This window comes from Priestia sp. FSL W8-0524, from assembly GCF_038005965.1.
GTDB lineage: Bacteria > Bacillota > Bacilli > Bacillales > Bacillaceae_H > Priestia > Priestia zanthoxyli.
Window position 1 is genome coordinate 440,990 of the sequence record NZ_JBBOUG010000001.1, and the last position, 21,611, is coordinate 462,600.

Annotated in this window: 26 protein-coding genes; 14 read left to right on the plus strand and 12 right to left on the minus strand. The window is 37.7% G+C overall.

Features of this window, described 5'->3' with window-relative positions; translation table 11 throughout:
- Positions 1-510: 510 nt before the first annotated feature.
- Together NST66_RS02240 and NST66_RS02245 are read left to right on the plus strand one after the other, a co-directional pair.
- On the plus strand, positions 511-1,023 hold the full coding sequence (locus NST66_RS02240) for a CotO family spore coat protein (protein ID WP_047751645.1): 513 nt from the start codon (positions 511-513) through the stop codon (positions 1,021-1,023).
- A 77-nt stretch (positions 1,024-1,100) separates the two neighbouring features.
- A complete protein-coding gene (locus NST66_RS02245) occupies positions 1,101-1,436 on the plus strand; it encodes a DUF1360 domain-containing protein (protein WP_033578057.1) in 336 nt (111 codons plus the stop codon).
- A 47-nt stretch (positions 1,437-1,483) separates the two neighbouring features.
- Here NST66_RS02245 and NST66_RS02250 read toward each other — a convergent pair whose 3' ends face one another.
- Both NST66_RS02250 and NST66_RS02255 read right to left on the minus strand, forming a co-directional pair.
- On the minus strand, positions 1,484-2,317 hold the full coding sequence (locus NST66_RS02250; protein WP_033578058.1) for a hypothetical protein: 834 nt from the start codon (positions 2,315-2,317) through the stop codon (positions 1,484-1,486).
- A gap of 139 nt (positions 2,318-2,456) precedes the next feature.
- On the minus strand, positions 2,457-3,194 hold the full coding sequence (locus tag NST66_RS02255; protein ID WP_028412344.1) for a hypothetical protein: 738 nt from the start codon (positions 3,192-3,194) through the stop codon (positions 2,457-2,459).
- A 261-nt stretch (positions 3,195-3,455) separates the two neighbouring features.
- Between NST66_RS02255 and NST66_RS02260 the strand changes: the two genes are divergently transcribed.
- The 5 genes from NST66_RS02260 to NST66_RS02280 all read left to right on the plus strand — a co-directional run bounded on the left by NST66_RS02260 (position 3,456) and on the right by NST66_RS02280 (position 4,928).
- The gene (locus NST66_RS02260) at positions 3,456-3,842 is read left to right on the plus strand and encodes a hypothetical protein (RefSeq protein ID WP_098625915.1); all 387 of its coding nucleotides are present in this window, start codon (positions 3,456-3,458) and stop codon (positions 3,840-3,842) included.
- A 67-nt stretch (positions 3,843-3,909) separates the two neighbouring features.
- Complete coding sequence (locus NST66_RS02265) at positions 3,910-4,086, plus strand: hypothetical protein (RefSeq protein ID WP_167387307.1); 177 nt, start codon at positions 3,910-3,912, stop codon at positions 4,084-4,086.
- A 61-nt stretch (positions 4,087-4,147) separates the two neighbouring features.
- Complete coding sequence (locus NST66_RS02270) at positions 4,148-4,327, plus strand: hypothetical protein (RefSeq protein WP_098625917.1); 180 nt, start codon at positions 4,148-4,150, stop codon at positions 4,325-4,327.
- Positions 4,328-4,414: 87 nt separating this feature from the next.
- A complete protein-coding gene (locus NST66_RS02275; protein ID WP_013055448.1) occupies positions 4,415-4,537 on the plus strand; it encodes a YjcZ family sporulation protein in 123 nt (40 codons plus the stop codon).
- A gap of 133 nt (positions 4,538-4,670) precedes the next feature.
- Positions 4,671-4,928 (plus strand): stage VI sporulation protein F, encoded by a 258-nt coding sequence (locus NST66_RS02280; protein ID WP_013055449.1) that lies wholly within the window; start codon positions 4,671-4,673, stop codon positions 4,926-4,928.
- 47 nt (positions 4,929-4,975) lie between these two features.
- Here the strand turns inward: NST66_RS02280 and NST66_RS02285 are convergent, their stop codons facing one another.
- Together NST66_RS02285 and NST66_RS02290 are read right to left on the minus strand one after the other, a co-directional pair.
- A complete protein-coding gene (locus NST66_RS02285; RefSeq protein WP_028412342.1) occupies positions 4,976-5,764 on the minus strand; it encodes a M48 family metallopeptidase in 789 nt (262 codons plus the stop codon).
- A 342-nt stretch (positions 5,765-6,106) separates the two neighbouring features.
- Positions 6,107-8,425 carry an ATP-dependent helicase gene (locus NST66_RS02290; protein WP_340843042.1) on the minus strand — a complete coding sequence of 773 codons (2,319 nt, stop codon included), beginning with the start codon at positions 8,423-8,425 and terminating at the stop codon, positions 6,107-6,109.
- A gap of 377 nt (positions 8,426-8,802) precedes the next feature.
- On the opposite strand from NST66_RS02290, the gene NST66_RS02295 reads away from it, so the two are divergent.
- A complete protein-coding gene (locus tag NST66_RS02295; RefSeq protein ID WP_033578061.1) occupies positions 8,803-9,054 on the plus strand; it encodes a hypothetical protein in 252 nt (83 codons plus the stop codon).
- Between the two features lie 75 nt (positions 9,055-9,129).
- Here NST66_RS02295 and NST66_RS02300 read toward each other — a convergent pair whose 3' ends face one another.
- The 6 genes from NST66_RS02300 to NST66_RS02325 form a co-directional block, all read right to left on the minus strand.
- On the minus strand, positions 9,130-9,807 hold the full coding sequence (locus tag NST66_RS02300) for a DUF421 domain-containing protein (protein ID WP_154989573.1): 678 nt from the start codon (positions 9,805-9,807) through the stop codon (positions 9,130-9,132).
- Positions 9,808-9,896: 89 nt separating this feature from the next.
- Positions 9,897-10,331, minus strand: coding sequence for a GNAT family N-acetyltransferase (locus NST66_RS02305; RefSeq protein ID WP_154989571.1), 435 nt, complete (start codon positions 10,329-10,331; stop codon positions 9,897-9,899).
- Positions 10,332-10,336: 5 nt separating this feature from the next.
- The gene (locus NST66_RS02310; RefSeq protein ID WP_013055455.1) at positions 10,337-10,849 is read right to left on the minus strand and encodes a YjcG family protein; all 513 of its coding nucleotides are present in this window, start codon (positions 10,847-10,849) and stop codon (positions 10,337-10,339) included.
- 82 nt (positions 10,850-10,931) lie between these two features.
- On the minus strand, positions 10,932-11,657 hold the full coding sequence (locus NST66_RS02315) for an alpha/beta hydrolase (protein WP_028412337.1): 726 nt from the start codon (positions 11,655-11,657) through the stop codon (positions 10,932-10,934).
- A 71-nt stretch (positions 11,658-11,728) separates the two neighbouring features.
- The gene (locus NST66_RS02320; RefSeq protein ID WP_154989570.1) at positions 11,729-11,995 is read right to left on the minus strand and encodes a hypothetical protein; all 267 of its coding nucleotides are present in this window, start codon (positions 11,993-11,995) and stop codon (positions 11,729-11,731) included.
- A gap of 95 nt (positions 11,996-12,090) precedes the next feature.
- A complete protein-coding gene (locus NST66_RS02325) occupies positions 12,091-12,477 on the minus strand; it encodes a hypothetical protein (RefSeq protein ID WP_033578065.1) in 387 nt (128 codons plus the stop codon).
- Positions 12,478-12,649: 172 nt separating this feature from the next.
- Here NST66_RS02325 and NST66_RS02330 point away from each other — a divergent pair, with 172 nt between their 5' ends.
- On the plus strand, positions 12,650-13,186 hold the full coding sequence (locus NST66_RS02330; protein ID WP_028412335.1) for a phosphatidylglycerophosphatase A family protein: 537 nt from the start codon (positions 12,650-12,652) through the stop codon (positions 13,184-13,186).
- A 125-nt stretch (positions 13,187-13,311) separates the two neighbouring features.
- Here the strand turns inward: NST66_RS02330 and NST66_RS02335 are convergent, their stop codons facing one another.
- Together NST66_RS02335 and NST66_RS02340 are read right to left on the minus strand one after the other, a co-directional pair.
- The gene (locus NST66_RS02335; protein WP_154989568.1) at positions 13,312-13,791 is read right to left on the minus strand and encodes a GNAT family N-acetyltransferase; all 480 of its coding nucleotides are present in this window, start codon (positions 13,789-13,791) and stop codon (positions 13,312-13,314) included.
- Positions 13,792-13,960: 169 nt separating this feature from the next.
- Positions 13,961-14,806, minus strand: a complete 846-nt coding sequence (locus NST66_RS02340) for a MurR/RpiR family transcriptional regulator (protein ID WP_014461544.1) — start codon at positions 14,804-14,806, stop codon at positions 13,961-13,963.
- A 150-nt stretch (positions 14,807-14,956) separates the two neighbouring features.
- Between NST66_RS02340 and gnd the strand changes: the two genes are divergently transcribed.
- The 5 genes from gnd to NST66_RS02365 all read left to right on the plus strand — a co-directional run bounded on the left by gnd (position 14,957) and on the right by NST66_RS02365 (position 21,592).
- The gene (gene gnd / locus NST66_RS02345) at positions 14,957-15,856 is read left to right on the plus strand and encodes a phosphogluconate dehydrogenase (NAD(+)-dependent, decarboxylating) (RefSeq protein ID WP_034269374.1); all 900 of its coding nucleotides are present in this window, start codon (positions 14,957-14,959) and stop codon (positions 15,854-15,856) included.
- 25 nt (positions 15,857-15,881) lie between these two features.
- The gene (gntK, locus tag NST66_RS02350) at positions 15,882-17,423 is read left to right on the plus strand and encodes a gluconokinase (protein WP_028412332.1); all 1,542 of its coding nucleotides are present in this window, start codon (positions 15,882-15,884) and stop codon (positions 17,421-17,423) included.
- Between the two features lie 278 nt (positions 17,424-17,701).
- Positions 17,702-19,228, plus strand: a complete 1,527-nt coding sequence (locus tag NST66_RS02355; RefSeq protein WP_033578068.1) for an NCS1 family nucleobase:cation symporter-1 — start codon at positions 17,702-17,704, stop codon at positions 19,226-19,228.
- A 269-nt stretch (positions 19,229-19,497) separates the two neighbouring features.
- Positions 19,498-20,826 (plus strand): GntT/GntP/DsdX family permease, encoded by a 1,329-nt coding sequence (locus NST66_RS02360; protein WP_034269380.1) that lies wholly within the window; start codon positions 19,498-19,500, stop codon positions 20,824-20,826.
- 154 nt (positions 20,827-20,980) lie between these two features.
- Positions 20,981-21,592: a DUF1349 domain-containing protein gene (locus NST66_RS02365; RefSeq protein WP_028412329.1), complete on the plus strand. Its 612-nt coding sequence runs from the start codon at positions 20,981-20,983 to the stop codon at positions 21,590-21,592.
- Positions 21,593-21,611 lie beyond the last annotated feature (19 nt).

The following is a 21,611-nucleotide window of genomic DNA, read 5'->3' on the forward strand; positions in this document are numbered from 1 at the left end:
TAGCTGGATTTAGTTTTCTACCTGATTGAATGAGAGGAAGAGACTGAGACAAAAGTATTTTAGCTCAAGTGAAAAACGAACCACTGATCAACATGTTTGATTAGTGGTTCGTTTTTTGTTGTTTTGAAAATAAGTTTCATCTGTTTAGCTCTTTCTAGCAGTTGATTGGAGGGCAAGACGAAGACTCCTGAGGGGAAAGTGGAAGGGGTGAGGCCCCGCAGGAGCGCAAGCGACGAGGAGGCTCATTGGCCGCCCGCGGAAAGCGAAGTCTTGCATGGAAATCAACGGCGGTGTAGCAAGCGGTCAGCTCATGTATCCTATTTATGCGTCTTTAGATTGAATTAATTTAGTTATATCTCAACTTCTTTTGTGGTATTTTCCTAAATTATATAAAAAAGTATAGTGCTGCTTTTATTTCTAAAAAGGCTGCCGCAAAAAAATAAACAAGTTTTTCCGTGTGCAAGCATACATTTTTAAAAGAACGATAACAAGCAATTGGAGGTATGCTTCATGACTAACTCAAAATCTAAGTCAGAAGAAAATGAGCCGCTAATGTACATTGTCCAGCCAAACGCTACGCAAAACCAGCGTTCTATGCAATATTATTTTAGTTCAAAACAGCAAGACAATAAAGGAATAGAGAAAGAGCATGTGTTAAAAGAAGAGCCCAGCTTTTCTTCTATTCAAGAAGTCAAAGAGCCTGACATAGAAAAAGTGGAAGAGATTAAGAATGAAAAAAAGGAAGAGCGTTCAATTGTTCCTGTGGATATACCGCAATCAGAGAATAAAAAGCCAAATAAAATGTTTCAGTCTATGACGATTAAAGAAAAAGTTGAATTTCTATGCAGCTTCCCGCCTCATATGTCTCAGCCAATTTGTGAAATTACGTGCCAAAATCAAAAATATATAGGAACAATCTTAGAATTAAAAGAAGGAAGTTTATACGTAAGCGTTCCTCCTAATAAAGAGAAAACAGTATTGACATTTCATGATATTCAAACCATATCTATCGTTAAAATTTAAGTGATTTTAAAAGCTAACAGTGAAGAAGCACGTTAGCTTTTATTTTCATAAGTTTGTGAATGTACGGAGGAATGAAGATGACATGGATTTATCTAACGCTATTTATCTTTGCAACGTTTCGACTTACTCGTCTAATTGTTTTTGATAAAATTACGGCTTTTATTCGGAAGCCGTTTCACAAAATTGTAGAAGATCAAGATGAACAAGGAAATACGGTAACGTACCTGGAGATAAAAGGGAAGGGGCTGCAAAGGTGGATTGGAGAACTGCTCAGCTGCTATTGGTGTACAGGCATATGGTGTGCGGTAGGGATTTATTTTAGTTATGTAGCGGTCCCGCACATTGCTATTCCTATTATTACGATCTTAGCTATTGCAGGGTGTGCAGGAATTATAGAATCTTTTATGAAATAAATGGACGAGTTAAAAGACATATTGATCGTCAATATGTCTTTTAATGATTAAGGGAAATTTAGCACAACTTTATTTAAAAAAGGAATACCTTCCTGCCACTCTTCACTATAGAAAAAGCCTTCTAGAATAAATGAAGTTGTATCAGTGGAGAGCGGAATGACTACTTGAAAAGAGTCAAATAGTAATTTGCCTTTGGGCTTTAATACTGTTTGCTTAATGGGTTTAATCCAATATTCACCGTCATTTTGAATTTTTTCGTTCCATTTTGGATGAGCGTAGCGCCATTCTAAAGAAGAAGAGGGGACACTAGAAGCTTCAATATCTTTTTCATCAATGATCTTCCCGCTTAACATAGCAGAAGCAGTAGGCTTCATTTTTAAGCAAAGTGTTGGAGAGTATAAAGTACTGCTCGTTTGATTTTGAATAATTACGTTGCCGAACATCATCAGCTCGCTTTCATCTTGTTCTGGCAGCAGTATGGAATGTTGGAAGAAACAGAGGATATCGCTTTTTTCGAACCTTTCTATGGGTTTTTCTACAATCTTTTCAATTACTTTCTCCACGATTTTTTCTTCAATAACGGGCTGTTTCCTTGAAGCTTTTTCTCGAAACGCTTCGGCAATAATTTTTTGTTCGGAAAGCTCGTTTCTCAGTAGATCCAGTTCTTTTTCTAATTCTTCAATTTCTACTTCTTTTTCAGATGTAGAAAGCGTCTCAGCGTGTTTCTTTTTCCAAAACGATGTATTTTCTTTTTCTCGCTCTAAAGCTCGTTCATAGCTTTTTAGTTGGTTTTGCACGTTTCGAATTTCTGATTTATAGTGTATGAGCTTTTGTTTTAATTGAGTTAGATCATCTTTAGGGGAAGGGGAGTTACGACTCATCTAGTAGTCTCCTTTCCTGCTGAGCTATAAATTAATCTGGTCGTTAGAGCTGCCCATAGCAGTTTTATTTATATGTATGCAGAAAGCGCGTAAAGGATGAAAAAAGAGGAGAAATATTCTCCTCTGGCTTTTTATCTTGTTAATCAAATTCGTGATGGTCGAAGCCTGACTCTACATCGTCTCCATCAAAATCATCGTGATGTGGTCTTCCAGGGAAAATAGCATCACATTGAGGTGGATATTCAATAGGTGAGCAGCTGCTTGTAGAAATGATTTCAGGGCGAGGGTAGCAGAAGCTTCCTTCTACTTCAACTTTAACATCTTTTTCAATTTGAACACTTAGGCATAACATAAGATCAAAGCTTAATTGCTGTAAGTGACAATCTGATAATCTGAGAGAACCGTCAGTTCCTTCAAAAGATTCAAGGTGGACAACAGGTTCTGTTCCTTCCGGGGCGCATAAATAGAATGTTTGATGTATTTTCCAAGGAATAACGCTAGATTCAACCTCATCGTGTTTGTGATGTCCATTCAATTCAATTAACTTAACTCGGTAAAAGCCGCTAATTGATAATTTTACTTCATGAAGAACAACAACTTCTCCATCTGGTAACACAATTTTTTTAGGTCTGCGACCACCGTGCGGCACAAGCTCAATCACGTTATCAAGTGCGTCTTCATCTGAAGGATCTACAGGGTGACCTTCACTATCTGTTAAAACAATTTCCACTTCTACGTCATGGCCTAAATCTTTAAGTGCTTCTTCTTCAAATAATGAAGTGTCGTTCGTAAAGATTTGTGGTAAAACAACTTGACGTCTAACCCAGTCGTACACTTTAGGTACGCGGATACATAATGATTCAAAAAGTTCTGCCATTTTTAAACCTCCTAATTGTAATTGTCCTTCCTTTACGCTTTTCGTTACTAGGTATCGGACTACTATAGTGTATGAATGACCTGCTTTTATGTTCCTTAGTAAAAGCGGAATTTATCGGAATAAATCCTAGTTGGAGCGAGCATAAAAAATGAAGGAAATAATAAACTCAATTACAGCATATTCATGTTAATAAAAAGTGTTATTCATCTTTAACTGATTTTTTAGAAGCTGTGGGTTATTTATAATGGAGGAGTGAAGGGCATGAGCGAGGAAAAAACAAAACAATATATTGCTTCATTGAAGTCGGAGTTGGCTTTTTATAAAGAAGAATATCAAAAATTCAAGCACCAAGAATTTGAATATGAAGATATGAAGGAAGAGTTATTGGAATTACAGCAAAAGCATGAAGAAGAAAAAAAGAAGCTAGAGGAAAAAATAGATTGGCTTAAAGCATGCGTCAATGAACAAAAATCAAAAACCGAACAGTCTATTGTACAGTACAATCATCAAGCTCAAGGGACAATTCAAGAACTGCAAAATCGGCTGCGTGAAGTGACAGAGCAAAAGGGAGGAGAAAGACCGAGAGTGAGGAAACCAAAAAACAGCACGGATTTATTTTTGTCCCTGCAGCGCAAAATGGACAAATAAGATAGAACGTCTTTCTTTAGTCCTGAATATAATGTTATAGATAGGATGCTGTGAAAAGGAGGGAAACATGATGTATTATCATTATAATTATAATCCTAATCAATACCCTCAGCCCCTGCCTTATCATCCACAACCAATGACAAAACAATCGGTGAAGAAAGGGCATGCCATTCCTAAGCCAGTCCAGTACCCTTCTCCAAAACAAGGTGGTTGCGGCTGCGGTTCAAAGTTACCAAAGCGATAAGCAATAGAAGCATTGTCAATCAGACAATGCTTTTTTACATGGAGTGGAGAGAGGTGTAGAGATGCCAGATTTTTTCGATGAATTTGAACGGTTTTTTGAACAGCATATGATGGGGGAACATCGAAAGAGAATGAAAGAAGTAGAAAAAGCAGAAAAGCAGATGGAACAGCAGGAAAGGAAACTGCAGCATAATGTAAAAAGACTTGATGAGCAAGATGCTGAAGATCCGTTTGGACAATGAAATTTAATGTACACAGTTGAAAAGCCCATACAAAATCATATTATTGAACATACAGTATAGAGAGTAAAACAGAGGGGGTGTAATATTATGGGCTGCGGATTTGGCTACGGTGGTTGTGGTTACGGTGGTGGCTACGGCGGTGGTTTTGCGTTAATCGTTGTATTATTCATTCTATTAATTATTGTTGGTTGTGTTTGTTTTTACAATTAATCCCTTCTATGAATAAGGCACCGAAAAGTGCGGGTGAAGTTTCACTCGCACTTTATTTTTTTATTAAATGTAAAGGGCACCATCTAGGCACATGGTGCATACGATGAAGTATAAATAAAGGAGGTCATGCAAAATGGATAATAATATGTTTAAAAATATAGAAAAGAAAACAGGCGTTAATATGAAGGATATTTTTGAACTTGCGAATTCTGTACAAAATGCTAATTTTAAAGATGAGCAAACGGTGCGTAATATTGTGAAGCGAGTAGCACAAATTGCGAATAAGCCAATTTCAAAACAAAAAGAAGAACAAATTGTTAAGGCGATTGCAAACAATAATCAATCCATTGATTTTGCGACCATCGCTAAAATGCTAAATGAGAAAAAATAATTTAATATTTTTATATAAAGCCCTGAGGTGTCAGGGCTTTTTTCCATTTAGGCAATTTCATTTGTTTGAAATGCGTTAGAATCAAGATCAAACAGTTCGGGATGCTGTGCTAAGTAATTAATTTCTTTAATACGATGAGCGATAGGAGGGTGAGTTGAAGTAGCTTGATTCAACCACATAAAAAAACCTTTTTCCTGTGAGTGCGTATGAACAAATTCTTCCTGATTTACTTTTTTATTTAGACAATGACCAACCGCAAGTATAGTGAGTGCTTGAGTGGCAGCTTTTGCATCACCAATCGCAACGGAAGCTATGCGATCACATGTATATTCACAGGCCCTAGAGTAAGCTTTTCCTAAAAAAGGAACCCAAAGAGCAGGTAGAATAAGTGAGTGGTAGAGTGTGTGCTTACGTTTGATATGAACTAATTCGTGGGCAATGATAAAAGAAAGTTCTTTTTCTTGATTATCTTCAATCATTTCAACAATGTCGGAGTATAAAACGACAAAGTGACGTCCAAAAAAACGTGTAGCAAACGCGTTTAATAAGCCGCCTGATTGAACAATATAAATATCGGGCAGCTCTAAATCCAGCTCTGAAGATAAATGTTTTGCCTGATGATAAGTATGCGGGAACTGCTTCTCTGTCAATCTAACTCCATTATTGCGAATTTGAGCAATAGAGAAACCGTGTAGCATAAATGTAATGAAAAAACCGATTGCAATGTAGAGAATGCCGACGAGTGAAATAATTAAAAACAAATAGGTTAATAAGCTGATAACCATACACAAAATGAAAAAAATCTTTTCATTTTCATGAATAAGCTTTGCGTTCAATAATGGAACCTCCTAAAATATAGTAATGAAGTACATAACGTAGTGTAACGCATCTACTTATGAATATCTACCTCTTAGTGGAATGTTTGGTTAATAATAGAGGTTGAAACGTAACGAAATCAATCCAATCTAAAGAGGAGAAAATTGGATACATGAGCTCCTACGGGGTCTCATCCCTTCCGCTTTTCCCCAAAGAGCCCTCCAATCAACAGCTAGAAGCAACTAAATATATTAACTCTACATGTACATGACAATAAAAAGTACGAACGGTTAATCAATAATTTTGATTAACCGTTCGTACTTCAATTTGACTAAAATACTTTTGTCCCAGCCTTTTTTGCTTTATACTTTTTTTATAAAAGACTTCAGAAATCTCGAAGGATAAGCGGTTTTACCTCTTCTAGTTTGCGGAACAGATAAGTAAAGTGAATTCTGTGCACGCGTCATAGCTACATATAAAAGGCGGCGTTCTTCTTGAAGCGGCACATCATCTCCGCCTCGATAAGCTTCGAGTGCATAATCATGAGGCAATCCTCCGTCTACGCTGCTCAGTACGTATACATGCTTATATTCAAGACCCTTTGCTCGGTGAATGGTGGTTAGCTGAATACTTTCATTAAATTGCTTGCTTAAAGCTTTCATCTCTGTGTTCATGGCAATCATATGATCCACATGATCTAACAGTTCAGGTACGGTTTTGAATTTACGTGCTACAACTTTTAAATCCCGCACGTCATCCGAACCTTTTTCCATCATATTTCCTTCATTTCCGCGTTTTTTGACAAAATCATCGAATCCCATATCCTTAGAAATCGTCTCAAGTGCCAAAGAAGGAGACATTGATTTTAGCGACTTGAATAAAGGAATTACTTTCTTGAGCTTTTTTTGCTGAAACGGTTTTAAATCTTGAAGATATTCAAGCGCATCAATAAATGTACCGTCATGAAGAATACTTGCTGCTTTTAAGTCATTGACTGCTGTTTTCTTTAAAAATAGCGCGTTCACTAAATCTTGCAGCGAACTTGCATCATTTGGATTCACGCTCAAGCGTAGAAATGAAAGTAAACTTCGAACCATTCGTCTTTTATAAAACGAATCCGCATCTTGTTCGATTGAAAATGGCAGGTTTGACTGCGATAAACGTTCAAAGATGGCGCGTGAAGAAGCGTGAGTTCGGTACAAGACCGCGAAGTCAGTTGGAGAAGCGCCTTGCTTAATCTTTTCTTTCATATCCGTTACAATCATTGTTGCTTCTTCTTCTTCGTCGTATGGAAAGAAGAAGGTAGGTCTCAACTCATTATCAAACTGGGCAGCCATTTCTTTTTGTCGGCGCGCTGTATTTCGTGCAATCACTTTATTAGCGGAAGAAACGATGGCGTGAGCTGAACGATAATTTTGGTTTAACGTAATAACAGTTGTATGAGCAAAATCTTTTTCAAAGTTTAAGATGAACGAAGGATCGCTTCCGCGGAAAGCGTAAATTGATTGATCATCATCTCCTACGACACACAAGTTTTCAGAGTCTTCACTTAGCATTTTCATAATTTTATATTGAACTTTATTGATATCTTGAAATTCGTCAATTAAAAAATAGCGAAATCTTTTTTGATAACGAGTTAGCAAATCGGGATTTTGTTTTAGCATTTCATAACATCCATACAGCATGTCATCAAAATCGAATAGCTGTTTTTGCTTCTTGACTTCTTCATAGCGACGATATAAAAAGTGCACATCTTGTTCCCATTTGTCTTTTGGGCGAACATCTTTCACGCCAACAAGCGTGTTTTTCCAATAGCCGATTTGCTGAAGTGCCTGATCAAACGGGAAATCTTTTTCATCCACGTGGAGCTCTCTTGCTGCTTCTTTCACGATCTGTTCTTTTTGCCAATCCCATTTCAGCAGGCGATCCATTTGCCACGCTTGAGGATTGTGGTGAACAATCATACGTAAGAAAATGCTGTGAAAAGTTCCAACTAGCATTTGACGAAGATGTAAGCCGGACATCTTTGGATATGTAGCCAATCGTTCTTTCATTTCTTTAGCTGATTTAGCCGTGAAAGTCACCAGCATAATGGATTTTGGATCAATTTGTTTTTCTTGTATCATATATGCGGTGCGAGCTGTTAACACACGCGTTTTTCCGCTTCCTGCACCGGCTAGAATAAGAAGAGGTCCTTCTGAATGTGTAACAGCTTTCCATTGGTTCGAATCTAATTCAATACCGCTCTCTTTAAACTCATTTAAATAAGGAGAGTCAGAGTGTTTAGGAACAGGTGGTTTTGAGCGAAAAGCAGGAACACTTGAAAAAGGCGCGGAAGACCTCCATGTCGCTTTCTCTTTTACAGTTGAATTTTTCTCACCAATAGCTCGTCCTTTAGGAATACGAAATCCATTGGTTTCTCTGTATTCAGCCGGAGTTTCTTTTATTTGTTGTACAGCTGTTGTTTCTGATAGTGTGTCTGAACACTCTTCTCTTTCATGAGGAACTTGAGCATGATAAAAGTAAGGAGAATGTTCAATCCCCAGATATAATTTAACTGGTTCTCCGCAGTGAGCACATGTTATTTCTCCTCGGAGACTAGCTTCATATAAATATTGAAATCGGTCTCTAGCCGTTATAGCAAGATTAAGTATCTGTTTTTGATAAAGTGCACGTTGCAAAAAACATGGCCTCCTTTGTAAAACATGAACAATCAATAGTAAATAAGAGGGAGTTAAAGCAAGAAGCCGCTCTTGTTCTACATCGATATAGATGTGTATATACGCACAGTTTTTATTCTATAATCAAAGTCTATCATATCAAAATCATCTTTTTTTAAAAAGAGTACGGATATTTTTGGAGGGATACGATGTAAAAAAGGGTATATATTGAGTAAGAGATCACATATGTTCAAAAAAAGGCGGTATAGATACAAAGTGCTATCTGTTTTGAACAAGTCTAGAAGAGGGCGTAAGTGAGCTGATTCAATGTCGATACTTCTTGCGAAAAATACTGAGGTCTGGGAGTAGAAGGTATCTTGAAAAAGAGGAGGGTTCATATGGGATATATACTGCCCGTCACACCTTATCAATCTATTCAATATGCAAATCGCCTTCAAAAAAATAATGCTTCTTTTTCAAATCGTATTTGGCCTGTCCAGAAAAAAAGCTTTGACGAAGAGTTTGAATCGCGTTCTCACTCATTGGAATTGACGCCAAGTTCCGTACAAAAGCGAAAAAAGCTTCAAGCAGCAGAGCGTGTATACAGCAAGCTAACAAATAAGGGCCTAGTGATTAATACACGGGTATAATAGAAAAAATCGTGAACGCAGCAGAATGAATGCGCTCACGATTTTTAACAAAGTAATGAACAAGTAAAAAACACCTTAGTAAGATTCAATAAAAAGTGTACGGCCCTGCTGCCATTCAGCATACAGCACCTGTTTATAATCGGTAAATCCCTGTTTTTTTAACTGTTTCTTTAGCCAGTCTTCATCAAAGCCTGACTGAATTAAGTTTTTCAAAAGCAAACGTCCATCACTGACGAAGGCGATAGATAAAACAGGTTCAGAAGGAGGCAGCTGCAGATCGCTTCTTGTTGGTTTAGCATAATCAGATTTTGGCAATACGCTTAGCGAGCCATCTGTTTCTAAAATTGCATATTCAACTTCACGAATGGAAAATATGTCTTTTGAACGCAGCATATGAAGAAGCTGATCGATATCTAATCGGTTTTTGCTAAGTTCTTTGTACGAAATTTTCCCTTTTCGAATAATAATAGATGGCCGTCCTTCTAAAAACAAGCGCAGGCGAATATTTTTTTGAGTAACAACTTCGGTGACATAAATAAGCGTTCCCCAAAAGATAACAGCAAATAAAATTTTGCCTATGCCTACTTCTGAGTCATATAACGCATTTCCTACTAACTCTCCTAATACAAGAGCAGAGATAAAATCAAAAGTGGTAAGCTGAGTGATCGTCGCTCTGCCTAAAAATTTAGTTAAGATAAACAAGCAGATAAATCCGATAAAGAGTTCTAGTGCAATTCCGATAAGTTCATCCATATTTTCACCTAATTCACATGATTAGGTATTAGTATAAGCAAAGCAAAGGTTCTTATCCTTTAAAAAAGCAAAAACACCAGGTTCAATTCCTAGTGTTTTTTACTTAGTTTCTTTACCATCTCTACATGTGGAATTCCAGCATCCATAAATTCACCTGAAACCGTTACGTAGCCTAGCTTTTTATAAAATCCTTCCGCATGCGTTTGAGCATGCAGCTTAATCTTTTCAATCTCATGCTCTGCTGCGATCTCTTCTAATTTATCCATCAAAAGCTTTCCTACACCGTCTTTTCGATAAGAAGAAAGAACGCAGATTCGTTCGGCTTTTCCATAGTCCTCTACCATACGGAAGCGTCCTGCCCCAATTGGTGCAGTTCCTTTGTATACAACTAAATGCAGGGCTTCGCAATCGTATTCATCGATTTCTTGCTCTACATCAACCTGCTGTTCTTCTACAAATACTTTTTGACGTACGAAGTAAGCATCAGAAGGATCTTGTTTGTTCGTTAGTACTTTGATGTTCACGTATCTTATCCCTTTCCAAGACGAAATGTTTCAAACACAGTCCATGTTTCATTTTCAAGCTGGTACATTAAATGAAAGCGATCAACTGTTTCTTCATGAGCGACATCTACAAGCTTCAACTGGCTATACACATCTAAGTGCTCATCATCTGAAAGTCGTTGACCAATTGTAATATGTGGAATAAATGAATACTCAGTTGGCTGTTCGAGATTGCCTTCATGAAGTTTATTGTAAAGTGACGTCAGTTCTGGCTTTTGTTCCACTTTTAAGTAAATAACGTTATTGGCTGGTGAAAATGAGCTTACTTTCGTTACATTTAATGTAAATGGATTTGTTTCTTCGGCAATTTTACGCAAATTAGCCGCAATTTCATCAATTTGGTCTTCTGTAGCTTCAAAGACTTCTTTTAATGTAAGATGAGGCGGAATTAATGAATAGTGAGAATCATAGCGCTTTCGATAAGAATTCGCTACATCTTGCAATTTTTTAGATGGAAAAAGTACAACGCCAAATTTCATAAAAAATCCCTCCAAAGTAAGATCATAAAATATGTATAAAGCGAGCTTATTATAACAAATTTTCAAAAAATATGATATCTTTCTACTTCAACATATATTGAAGCGACCGCTTTACGTCTTTTTGCCAGTATTTCCACGTATGATTTCCATTAAATTCTTCGTAGAAAACAGAATATCCACGCTGCTTCATTTGTTCGTGCAACAGGCGGTTAGGCTCAATAAAGTTCAATATACCGTCTTGTGTTGTTTTGACATCCGTTTCTTCCGTTCCAATAACATGATACAAATCCAGAAGTGAAGGAGAAGCAAATGAGTTGACCGTTTGTAATACAGCATCGTTCACGAAAGGAGAATGCATAATTACTTTCCCGAACGTGTGAGGATACGCAATGGCCGTCAGCAGTGAAACTGTAGCAGCAAGCGAATCACCAATTAGAACACGCGATTTTCCCATTTGATATGTAGGATATGTTTTATCCAAAAATGGCACAAGTTCATGTGCTAAAAAGCGAATGTAAGCATCTACCTGCTTTCCTTCTGGATGATACTTATCGCGTCTGTCTTCCACGCTTTTATATGGAATTCCAACAAAAATAGTACGATCGATTTCTGACTCGTTCATTAAATCATCGATTAAACGAGGTGTACGTCCGTACATAACATAATCTTTTCCGTCTTGGGCGATAAGTAGAGAATACTTATAGAGCGTAGAATAGTTTGACGGCAAATAGACTAGTAACGTGACATCTTCTTGCAGTGCGTCACTATAAAAAGAAATTTCTTCTAACTTCCGCTTACTTTCTGACATGAATAATCGACTCCTATGCATTTGAATGAAAGCGTTACCTTTATTGTAACACATTTTCTAAAAATCGTTCTTTATTTTATTGTAACGAATTTTTTAGCGAATGACGAGAAAGAGGCATGCGTTGCTAAAAAAAGAGGTTGGGACGTAACGAAATGAATTTCATCCAAGCATGAACAATCTGGATATATAATCTGGGCAGCTTGCTCGGCCGCAGTTGATTTCCGTGCAAGACTCCGCTTTCCGCGGGCGGGCGGTGAGCCTCCTCGTCGCTTGTGCTCCTGCGGGGTCTCACCTGTTCCCATGTTTCCGCAGGAATCTTCGCCTTTCCCTCCAATCAACTGCTAGAAGGAATGAAACAGATAAAACCTGCGTGCACTTTAACAAAAAAAACGAATCATCAATCAAACAGTTTGATTGATGATTCGTTTTTTTGTTAATCTAATTTTTTCATCTTTTTAAACATATCCTTTTCTGCTTGAGTGGCTTTTTCTAGCGGTTTTTTCGTATATTCCTCTTCTTTTTCATCAATCGAAACCAATTCTGTGTCATTTTTTACATAACTTCGGATATTGCGAGCACCGAAATAGCCGTTTACATCTTTCAAAATAGGCTTGTTTTCTTTTTGATCATAAAGAGTATATGAATTCTCTTCTTTAACGATAGCATAGTGATTTCCTGCGAGCAGAGCCACAGCTTCTTTTTCGCTTTTTCCAAAAGTAGACATGAGAAACAGAACGATTAAGACGATAAAGAAAAGGGCTGTTGCGCCAATGAAAAATAATAATAAGCCTCTGCTAAATTTACTTTGTTTTTCTTCCACAGTAGACAAACCTCCTGATTCGATAATTTCATTATAGCAAGTAAATGTAATGAGCGCCTAAAGAGATATGTGACGAGTTTATGAACTCAGGAGGATGAACAAAAAAGGTTTTTAGCGGCTCTCATCGAATTTAGTATAAAGAGAGACAACAACTTGAAAAGGAGAGAGAGACATGACAGCGAAAAAAATCCCAACGAGCAAAGAAGTAGCAAAGGCAACATTTAATTTGCTGGAAGAGCGTGGCGTAACAGTTTTGGATATTGCTGAAATTGTGTATGATTTACAGCTTCCTTATCATCCAGCTCTAACCATTCAGGAATGCGCTGAAAGCGTAGAGAGAGTACTGCAAAAGCGAGAAATTCAGCATGCCCTTCTAGTTGGAATCGAACTTGATAAGTTAGCTGAGCAAAATAAATTATCAGAACCTCTTCAAAGTATTGTAGAACAAGACGAAGGGTTGTTTGGCGTTGACGAAACGATTGCTTTAGGTGCCGTTTTAACCTATGGCAGTATCGCTGTTACGACCTTTGGCTATTTAGATAAAGTAAAAGTAGGTATTATTGAAAAGCTGGACTGTAAAAAAGAAAAAGGAGTTAATACCTTTTTAGATGATTTGGTAGCGAGCGTAGCTTCTAGTGCGGCAAGTCGTTTGGCTCACCGTCAGCGTGATGAACAAGAACAGCTTCAAGAAGGCAATCCGGCTACGTAATAAACTTCTTTTAGTATGTATATAAGCTGCGTAAATTAACGCGTTAAAATGATTTAGTCTTTTATTTGAATAACGGAGGCTAGGCACGTAGGAGATACGTGCCTAGCCTCCGTTAATGGAACGATTTATGGCTGTAGTGAAGTAGTCATAAGATAGCTTAAGTTTTCCAGTCCAAGACTTTCATAAAAAGCACGTGCTTTTTCGTTAAATGCCCATACGGTAAGCTGGAGGTCATTTGCTCCTTTTTGTACAGCCCACTGTTTCGTAGCAGAAAAAAGACCTTTTCCTACCCCATAATTTTGAAAGCCTTTTTTTACACCAAAATATTGGATGTATGCTGTGTAGGAAAGCGTAGCTAACGTGGTGGGAGGGTTATATTTTAATTCAACAACAGACGCTCCAATAATTTGATTTCGATATTGAGCTACAAGAATATCAATGGTTGCATAATAAAGGGTAGCTTGATATTGTTCTGGAGATAAAACAGCCATTTGGTTATCAAACATAGAAGGAAGCGCATTTGCGTGGAGTTCTAGTGATTCCCCTAATATTTTATTTACTTCTGTATAATCATCTAGTTTTGCAGTGCGATAGATAATATCCATACACACTTCACCTACTTTTTAAAAGTTGTGCTTTATCATATGTAGCAACTTAGAAAATGTTAAATGAGAATGAAAACCTGAAAATTTTAAGTGAAGAACCGCACTAAACAGAGCATATATTTTATGCTCTGTTTGATGTTGTAGTTGAAGAATATATAAGGGCGAAACATTAAATTCTAGTTTCAGCAATAGCATCGCGTACTTTTTCAAGCGAGTGTTTAGAGGTGTCTTTATTCGCAATCATTACATTAACATACAAAGCATCAATGAGGCTTAGCTGTCCAATTCTCGAGGCGAGAGCTTCAGATCGATATTCGGTTTCTTCTGAACTTGTATAAAGAGAAACGTCAACGTTTTGACTTAATGGAGATTTAGGAAAACCCGTGATCCCGATCGTTTTGGCACCGTTCGCTTTTGCTGTATTTAAAATGTTCATCGTGTCTTTATTTGTTCCAGAATGAGAAATCACTACCGCTACATCTTGTTTCGTCAATTGAGAAGCGGACATAAGCTGGAAATGGGAATCGATAAATGCAAACGTTTTAATTCCTGTTCGCACAAATTTATGAAAAGCATCCATAGCCACGACTGAAGAGCCTCCCGTGCCATAAAATTGAACTTTATCGGCCTTCATTAAAAGTTTGACGGCTTTTTCAATAGCATTGCCCTCTAGTATTTGTAATGTATTCTCAAGCGTTCGCACGTTGGAGCGAAAGATTTTTTCAGCGATCGTTTTTTCATTATCCGTTTCAGCAATTTCCTCGTGAATCTGCTGAATAGGCGTCATAATTTCAGCAGCCAGCGCTATTTTCATCGCCTGATAGCCCTTGAAGCCAATTCGTTTACAAAAGCGAAAGACTGTTGCATCAGCTACATTTAAATCGTCTGCTACTTCGTTAATGGTACTGTGAATAATTTGTTCCGGCTGTTCTAAAATATAATTTGCAATTTTTTTCTCTTTTTCACTGAATCTAGCATAGTGAGAACGAATTTTTCCTAAACAATTTTGCGTCATAACTGATGTTCCTTTCCACGAATTTAGTAGTAAAAAGAGTATAGCACAAAAATATGTGTGAAAAAAATTTTCTTGTAAACGATTGCAAAATGAAAAATAATTCGTATAATGGAGGTAATGTGAAATTTTTTTTCAAAGGGAGTTTGTAAAATGAAAATTGGATTAATCGGGTTAGGAAAAATGGGATATAATTTATCATTAAATTTAATGGACAATCATCATGAAGTTGTAGCTTATGATGTGAATAAAGAAGCGGTAGAAAAACTTTCAAATGAAGGAGCAGCTGGTGCCTTTACTATTGAAGAGTTAGTCAACGAACTGCCTGCTTCACCTAAAGTTGTATGGGTTATGGTTCCGGCTGGAGAAGTAACGGAAAATGTGATTACAGAACTAAAAGAACTTCTGTCAGAAGGAGATATTGTAATAGATGGAGGAAACTCTAATTATAAAGAATCTGTTCGACGTGCTCAGGATCTTCAGGAAAAAGGTATTTACTTCTTTGATGTAGGGACAAGCGGCGGAATGGAAGGTGCAAGAAACGGAGCATGTACAATGATTGGCGGAGATGCAGAAGCATTCCGTACAATTGAACCAATTTTTAGTGATATTTGCGTAGAAAATGGATTTATGTACGCAGGCAAAAGCGGAAGCGGTCACTTTTTAAAAATGGTTCATAATGGTGTAGAATATGGAATGATGCAATCCATTGCTGAAGGATTTGAAGTTCTGGAAAAAAGTCAGTTTGATTTCGACTATGAAGCCGTAGCGCGCGTTTGGAATAACGGATCTGTCGTTCGCTCTTGGTTGATGGAACTAACGGAAAATGCGTTTTCAAAAGATCCTAAACTAGATAGTATTAAAGGAGTCATGCAGTCTTCTGGTGAAGGGAAATGGACCGTAGAGACTGCCCTTGATCTTCAAACGGCAACTCCTGTTATTGCTTTATCGCTAATGATGCGCTATCGTTCATTAGAGGAAGATACATTTACAGGAAAAGTTGTAGCAGCACTTCGAAATGAATTCGGCGGTCACGGTGTTGTAAATAAGTAAAGTAGTAAAGTAGGGGGACAGCAGCATGAGCAAAAAATATGCAATAGGTGTAGATATCGGAACAACGAGTACAAAGTCTGTATTATTTTCAGTAGACGGTACAGTCATTGCTAACCATGGGATTGAGTATCCACTATACTCGCCTACGCCCGCGATGGCTGAGCAAGATCCTGAAGAAATTTTTCAAGCAGTTGTACGTACCATTCAAACGGTTGTAAAAACAAGCGATGTAAAACCTGAGGATATTTTATGCGTTTCATTCAGCTCAGCTATGCACAGTGTTATTGCCGTTGATCAGCAGGGAAAGCCGCTGACAAAATGTATTACGTGGGCCGATAATAGAAGTGCAGAATGGACGGAAAAAATTAAAAATGAATACAACGGCCATGAGATTTATTTACGTACAGGCACGCCTATTCACCCGATGTCGCCACTTTCCAAGCTAACATGGCTTTCTAATGAACAGCCTGAATTAGTGAAGGGAACACATAAGTTTATTTCAATTAAAGAATATGTATTCTTTAAGTTGTTTAACGAATATGTGATTGACTATTCGATTGCATCAGCAACAGGTTTATTTAATCTGAAAAATCTTGCGTGGGATGAAGAAGCATTAAAAGTAGCAGGTGTGACGACAGATCAGCTATCCACTCCTGTTTCAACTATGCATCAAGTGAAAGGGCTAAACACAGAGCTTGCAGTTGAGATGCACTTACTGCCGGATACGCCCTTTATTGTAGGTGCAAGCGATGGCGTATTATCAAACTTAGGTGTAAATGCGATTGAACCAGGCGTTGTTGCAGTAACAATTGGGACAAGCGGAGCTATTCGAGCAGTCACTGACAAGCCAGTAGTCGATCCTAAAGGTCGTATTTTCTGTTATGCGTTGACAGAAGACCACTGGGTAATTGGCGGCCCTGTAAATAACGGAGGCATGATTTTTAGATGGGCTCGTGATCAATTTGGAGCGTCGGAAGTCGAAACAGCTAAACGTCTTGGAAAAGATCCATATGAAGTATTAACGGATATTGCGGCTTTAGTGAAACCTGGAGCAGACGGCTTATTGTTTCATCCATACCTGTCAGGAGAGCGTGCGCCGCTTTGGGATGCAAATGCTAAAGGTTCGTTCTTTGGCCTAGGTTTGCATCATAAAAAAGAACATATGATTCGCGCCGTATTAGAAGGCGTTATTTTTAACTTGTATACGGTATTATTAGCACTTGAAGAGTTAATTGGAGAACCTACAAAAATTCAGGCAACAGGCGGATTTGCACGTTCCGCACTTTGGCGCCAAATGATGGCAGATATTTTTAACCAAGAAGTATCCGTGCCGGAAAGCTTTGAAAGTTCATGTCTAGGAGCAGTTATTCTTGGCTTATATAGCCTTGGCGAAGTCGACTCATTAAACGTTGTTTCCGATATGGTTGGAGCGACTAATCATCATTATCCAATCAAAGAAAACAGTGAAGTATATAAAGAGTTAACGACTATCTATATTCGTTTGGCTCGTTTATTTAAAGAAGAATACGAAAGCATTACGGCTTTTCAAAAAAAATACGTACATTAAGTTCAAAAATCATCGCTTGAAGCTTTCAGGCGATGATTTTTTGTGTGTTAGGTTATCTAACAACCAAAAGAGTTAACACTACACAATATATAAAAGTTCCCTCAAATAATGTTACAATTTGTCCAGTGTATCCCTGTTTCGCATTAAATATAATAAGGAATAACGTTAGTATTGATCACATACTAGAAGGAATCGTCACAAACGCCTTTATATTTCAGAAAATTCAAATAAAATTTGTTTTTTGAAATGAACTTATTTTATGAAAAGGAGTTTTATGGATGAAAACACAAATCGAGCAAGATGGAATTGTGACGCTCACAGATGAGACGCACAATCAGCTGAGCGGCAGCGATCTTTGGAATGAAGATTTACGTCCTACTACGATGAAAGAACATTCTTGGAAAGGAGTTAACTTTGCCACGCTTTGGATTGGGATGTGTCTGTGTATTCCAGCTTACACAATGGCGAGCGGAATGATGACGCTTGGAATGAACTGGTGGCAGGCAATTGGTACAATCTTTTTAGGAAATGTAATTGTTCTTATTCCTATTTTGCTTAATTCTCACGCTGGAACCAAGTTTGGCATTCCTTATCCGGTATTTGCCCGCCTGTGGTTTGGAGATAAAGGAGCACACATCCCAGCACTGGCTAGGGCTATTGTGGCTGCTGGATGGTTTGGAATTAATACATGGATTGGAACGGAAGCAATTGATACACTGCTAAGCGCTTCATTTTCATCTTGGAATGGTTTAGCTGGTCATACAGCCATTGTATTTGCTCTCTTTTGGCTTTTAAATGTAGGAGTGGCGTATAAAGGACCGCAAGCAATTAAAGTGTTAGGAGCGATTGCTGCTCCGGTTATTGGTATTTCAGCTATTATTCTTTTTATATGGGCTTATACAAACTCAGGAGGGTGGGGACCCATTTTATCTACGCCTTCTAAATTTACATCCACCGGAGAATTTCTAGCTGTATTTTTCCCTGCTTTAACCGGAGTCATTGCATTTTGGGCTACGCTCGCTTTGAACATTCCGGATTTTTGTCGATATGCTAGAAGCCAGAAATCCCAAATGGTTGCGCAAACCTTCTCCTTGCCGTTGACGATGAGTGTTTTTTCATTTATTGGAATTGCTGTTACCTCGGCAACCATCGTTATATTCGGAGAAGCTATTTGGGATCCAGTGGCGTTAGTAGCTAAATTCCCTCCGTTTATCATTTTCTTAGGAACAATCGTTATCGTGCTTTCTTCTTTAACGATTAATGTGGGAGCAAATATTGTGGCGCCGGCCCGTGCAATTGAGAATCTGAATCCAAAGAAAATCACGTTTGCGATGGGAGCGCTAGTAACCGGTATCTTTGCTATTTTGCTTCAGCCATGGTACATCATGTCTAATTTCGGGAATTATATCTTTGGATGGCTTGGAACATACGGAGCGCTGCTTGGTCCTATAGACGGCATCGCCATTGCTGACTACTGGCTTGTAAGAAGGAGACAGATGGCATTAAAGGATTTATACGAGGTAAACGGTCGCTATAGTTATTCAACTGGTTTTAATAAAAACGGTATTTATGCATTAGTAATTGGCGTGGCCATACCTGTTTTAGGCTTACTGATTCCTGGACTGCGCTTTTTATGGGATAATGCCTGGACATTTGGTCTATTCATTTCTATCATCGCCTATACGTATCTCATGAGAGGAGATAAAAGTGTATTAGCGCCGGGAGAATATGAAGAAATAACGTTAAAAACAAGCGAAAAACCAATTATCGACAGTCAAACCGCTGATCCCACCATCACTAAATAAATAAGATAAATCCAATCATTAACATGATTGGATTTTTTTATGCGTTTAAACTCTATGGAAGAAAATTGATAAAATTTTTTTGAGTTTTTTTATTGATTTAAGAATTTTTTTTTCATATAATTTAAGTAATAAAAAGATGAAATCGTTTTCTGATTTAATTAATGTAAACGATTTCGATAATTAAAACGTATTTTTTAAAAAATTAACAGGTTTAGAGCTTTTTTGCTACATAAAGAAAGCGTTTACTTAAGGGGAAGGTGGAAAGCAAGATGGATGCATACTTATTAGCTATTACGGTTGTCGCAATTGTTATTGTTATTGTAGGTGTTTCAGTTTTTAAATGGCATGCGTTTATCAGTTTAACGGTTGCGAGTTTGTTTTTAGCAATTGCTTCTGGGTTATCAATGGATAAAATTGTTGCCGCTTACGAAACGGGAGTGGGCGGTGTTTTAGGACACTTAGTAGGAATTTTAGCACTGGGAACAATTTTAGGTAAGCTGATGGCTGATTCAGGCGCTGGCATGCAGGTAGCGGATTATTTTGTAAGAATATTCGGTGTGAAAAGATTGCCGTGGGCAATGCTAGTAGCAGGTTTCATTATTGGTATTCCTGTTTTCTTCGAAGTAGGAATTTTAATCTTACTGCCTTTAGTTATTTCGATTCATAAAACAACAAAACAAAATATATTATTGATTGCTCTGCCAGTTATTGCAGGATTATCAATTGTTCACGGTCTCGTTCCTCCTCATCCGGGAGCGATGGCAGCTATTAGTATTTACGGAGCAAATACGGGGAAAGTGCTTTTATACGCGTTAATCATTTCAATTCCAGCAGCAGTTATCGCTGGACCAGTTTTTGCAAAATGGGTTAACAAACGAGTAATTCCAGAAGGAGAGCCGGATTTAATTCGTATCACGACAACATCTAAAGATCTTCCTGGTACAGGCGTTTCATTCTTTGTTATTTTACTTCCTGTTTTATTAATGGTTTTAGCAGCAATAGTGCCTATTATTAACGGATTGCCAAGCGGCGTAGTGAAGTTTGTAGAATTAATAGGAAGTCCATTAATTGCACTTTTAATTTCTTGTTTTGCAGCGTTTTACCTGCTTGGAAAACGTCAAGGTATGACAAAAGATGTGATTAAAAAACTAACGGAAGAATGCTTGCTTCCTGTAGGATCTATTGTCTTGATTATTGGTGCAGGCGGTGGCTTCAAACAAGTATTAATCGATAGTGGAGTAGGTACAACGATTGGTCAAATGTCTGAACATCTATCTCTATCACCACTTGTACTTGCATTTTTAATTGCTGGATTAATCCGTATCGCTACGGGTTCAGCAACAGTTGCATTAACAACAGCGGCGGGTATTGTTTCACCGATCATTGAGCACATGTCTGGTGTTAATTTAGAACTTCTGGTTATCGTTACGGGCGCGGGTTCACTAATGTTCTCTCACGTTAATGATGCTGGATTCTGGATGGTGAAGGAGTATTTAGGATTAACAGTAAAAGAAACGTTCAAAACATGGACTGTTCTGGAAACGCTTCTATCCTTTATTGCTTTTGCAGGAGCACTTATTCTAAATGCAATAATCTAAAAATAAGACTCTTTTACTCTGTGTAAAAGAGTCTTATTTTTTTATGAAAGAAAAGAATTTACTAGAAAAATAATCAAAATATTTTATTTATTCGTTAAATTATGGCAAAATAGAAATAGAAGAACAATAGCTTCTAAGAAGGGAATGACAGAGAGTGAGTAATCAACTAGTATTTTTCACAAACTTTTCAGAAGGAAAATTAGATTCAGACGTTTCTTGGTATTGTCCACCAGCTCAATTTCAAATTGATACGGAAACGAATCGATTAGTGATTAAAACAGACGCTAAAACAGATTTTTGGCAGCGTACTCATTATGGCTTTGAAGCGGACAATGGACACTTTCTTTATCGTGAAGTAGAAGGCGACTTTGAAATCATGACAAAGGTGCATACATATCCAGTTAATCGCTACGATCAAGCAGGTCTCATGATTCGTGTATCAAAAGATACGTGGATCAAAACGTCAGTTGAATACAACCCCGATGGCCCTAACCAATTAGGAGCAGTCGTAACCAACCAGGGCTTCTCAGATTGGTCCAGTCAAAATTTTACTCAAAACAAATCAGCGCTTTATTTTAAAATTCAGCGCAAAAATGATGATTACACCGTTTGTTATTCAAGTGATGGAGATTCCTGGACTCAGCTCCGACTCGCTCACTTATTGCACTCATCCAAAGAACCTGTTCAAGTTGGGATTTACGCTTGTAGTCCTCAAGGAGAAGGATATGAGGCCCAATTTGATTTTATAAAAGTAGAAAAGCTTTAAACGAAAAACACGATTTAGT

Coding starts and splice junctions, on each gene's coding strand:
- NST66_RS02240 (WP_047751645.1), top strand. CDS start 511: ATGACTAACTCAAAATCTAAGTCAGAAGAAAATGAGCCGCTAATGTAC.
- NST66_RS02245 (WP_033578057.1), top strand. CDS start 1,101: ATGACATGGATTTATCTAACGCTATTTATCTTTGCAACGTTTCGACTT.
- NST66_RS02250 (WP_033578058.1), bottom strand. CDS start 2,317: ATGAGTCGTAACTCCCCTTCCCCTAAAGATGATCTAACTCAATTAAAA.
- NST66_RS02255 (WP_028412344.1), bottom strand. CDS start 3,194: ATGGCAGAACTTTTTGAATCATTATGTATCCGCGTACCTAAAGTGTAC.
- NST66_RS02260 (WP_098625915.1), top strand. CDS start 3,456: ATGAGCGAGGAAAAAACAAAACAATATATTGCTTCATTGAAGTCGGAG.
- NST66_RS02265 (WP_167387307.1), top strand. CDS start 3,910: ATGATGTATTATCATTATAATTATAATCCTAATCAATACCCTCAGCCC.
- NST66_RS02270 (WP_098625917.1), top strand. CDS start 4,148: ATGCCAGATTTTTTCGATGAATTTGAACGGTTTTTTGAACAGCATATG.
- NST66_RS02275 (WP_013055448.1), top strand. CDS start 4,415: ATGGGCTGCGGATTTGGCTACGGTGGTTGTGGTTACGGTGGTGGCTAC.
- NST66_RS02280 (WP_013055449.1), top strand. CDS start 4,671: ATGGATAATAATATGTTTAAAAATATAGAAAAGAAAACAGGCGTTAAT.
- NST66_RS02295 (WP_033578061.1), top strand. CDS start 8,803: ATGGGATATATACTGCCCGTCACACCTTATCAATCTATTCAATATGCA.
- NST66_RS02300 (WP_154989573.1), bottom strand. CDS start 9,807: ATGGATGAACTTATCGGAATTGCACTAGAACTCTTTATCGGATTTATC.
- NST66_RS02310 (WP_013055455.1), bottom strand. CDS start 10,849: ATGAAATTTGGCGTTGTACTTTTTCCATCTAAAAAATTGCAAGATGTA.
- NST66_RS02315 (WP_028412337.1), bottom strand. CDS start 11,657: ATGTCAGAAAGTAAGCGGAAGTTAGAAGAAATTTCTTTTTATAGTGAC.
- NST66_RS02330 (WP_028412335.1), top strand. CDS start 12,650: ATGACAGCGAAAAAAATCCCAACGAGCAAAGAAGTAGCAAAGGCAACA.
- NST66_RS02335 (WP_154989568.1), bottom strand. CDS start 13,791: ATGGATATTATCTATCGCACTGCAAAACTAGATGATTATACAGAAGTA.
- NST66_RS02340 (WP_014461544.1), bottom strand. CDS start 14,806: ATGACGCAAAATTGTTTAGGAAAAATTCGTTCTCACTATGCTAGATTC.
- gnd (WP_034269374.1), top strand. CDS start 14,957: ATGAAAATTGGATTAATCGGGTTAGGAAAAATGGGATATAATTTATCA.
- gntK (WP_028412332.1), top strand. CDS start 15,882: ATGAGCAAAAAATATGCAATAGGTGTAGATATCGGAACAACGAGTACA.
- NST66_RS02355 (WP_033578068.1), top strand. CDS start 17,702: ATGAAAACACAAATCGAGCAAGATGGAATTGTGACGCTCACAGATGAG.
- NST66_RS02360 (WP_034269380.1), top strand. CDS start 19,498: ATGGATGCATACTTATTAGCTATTACGGTTGTCGCAATTGTTATTGTT.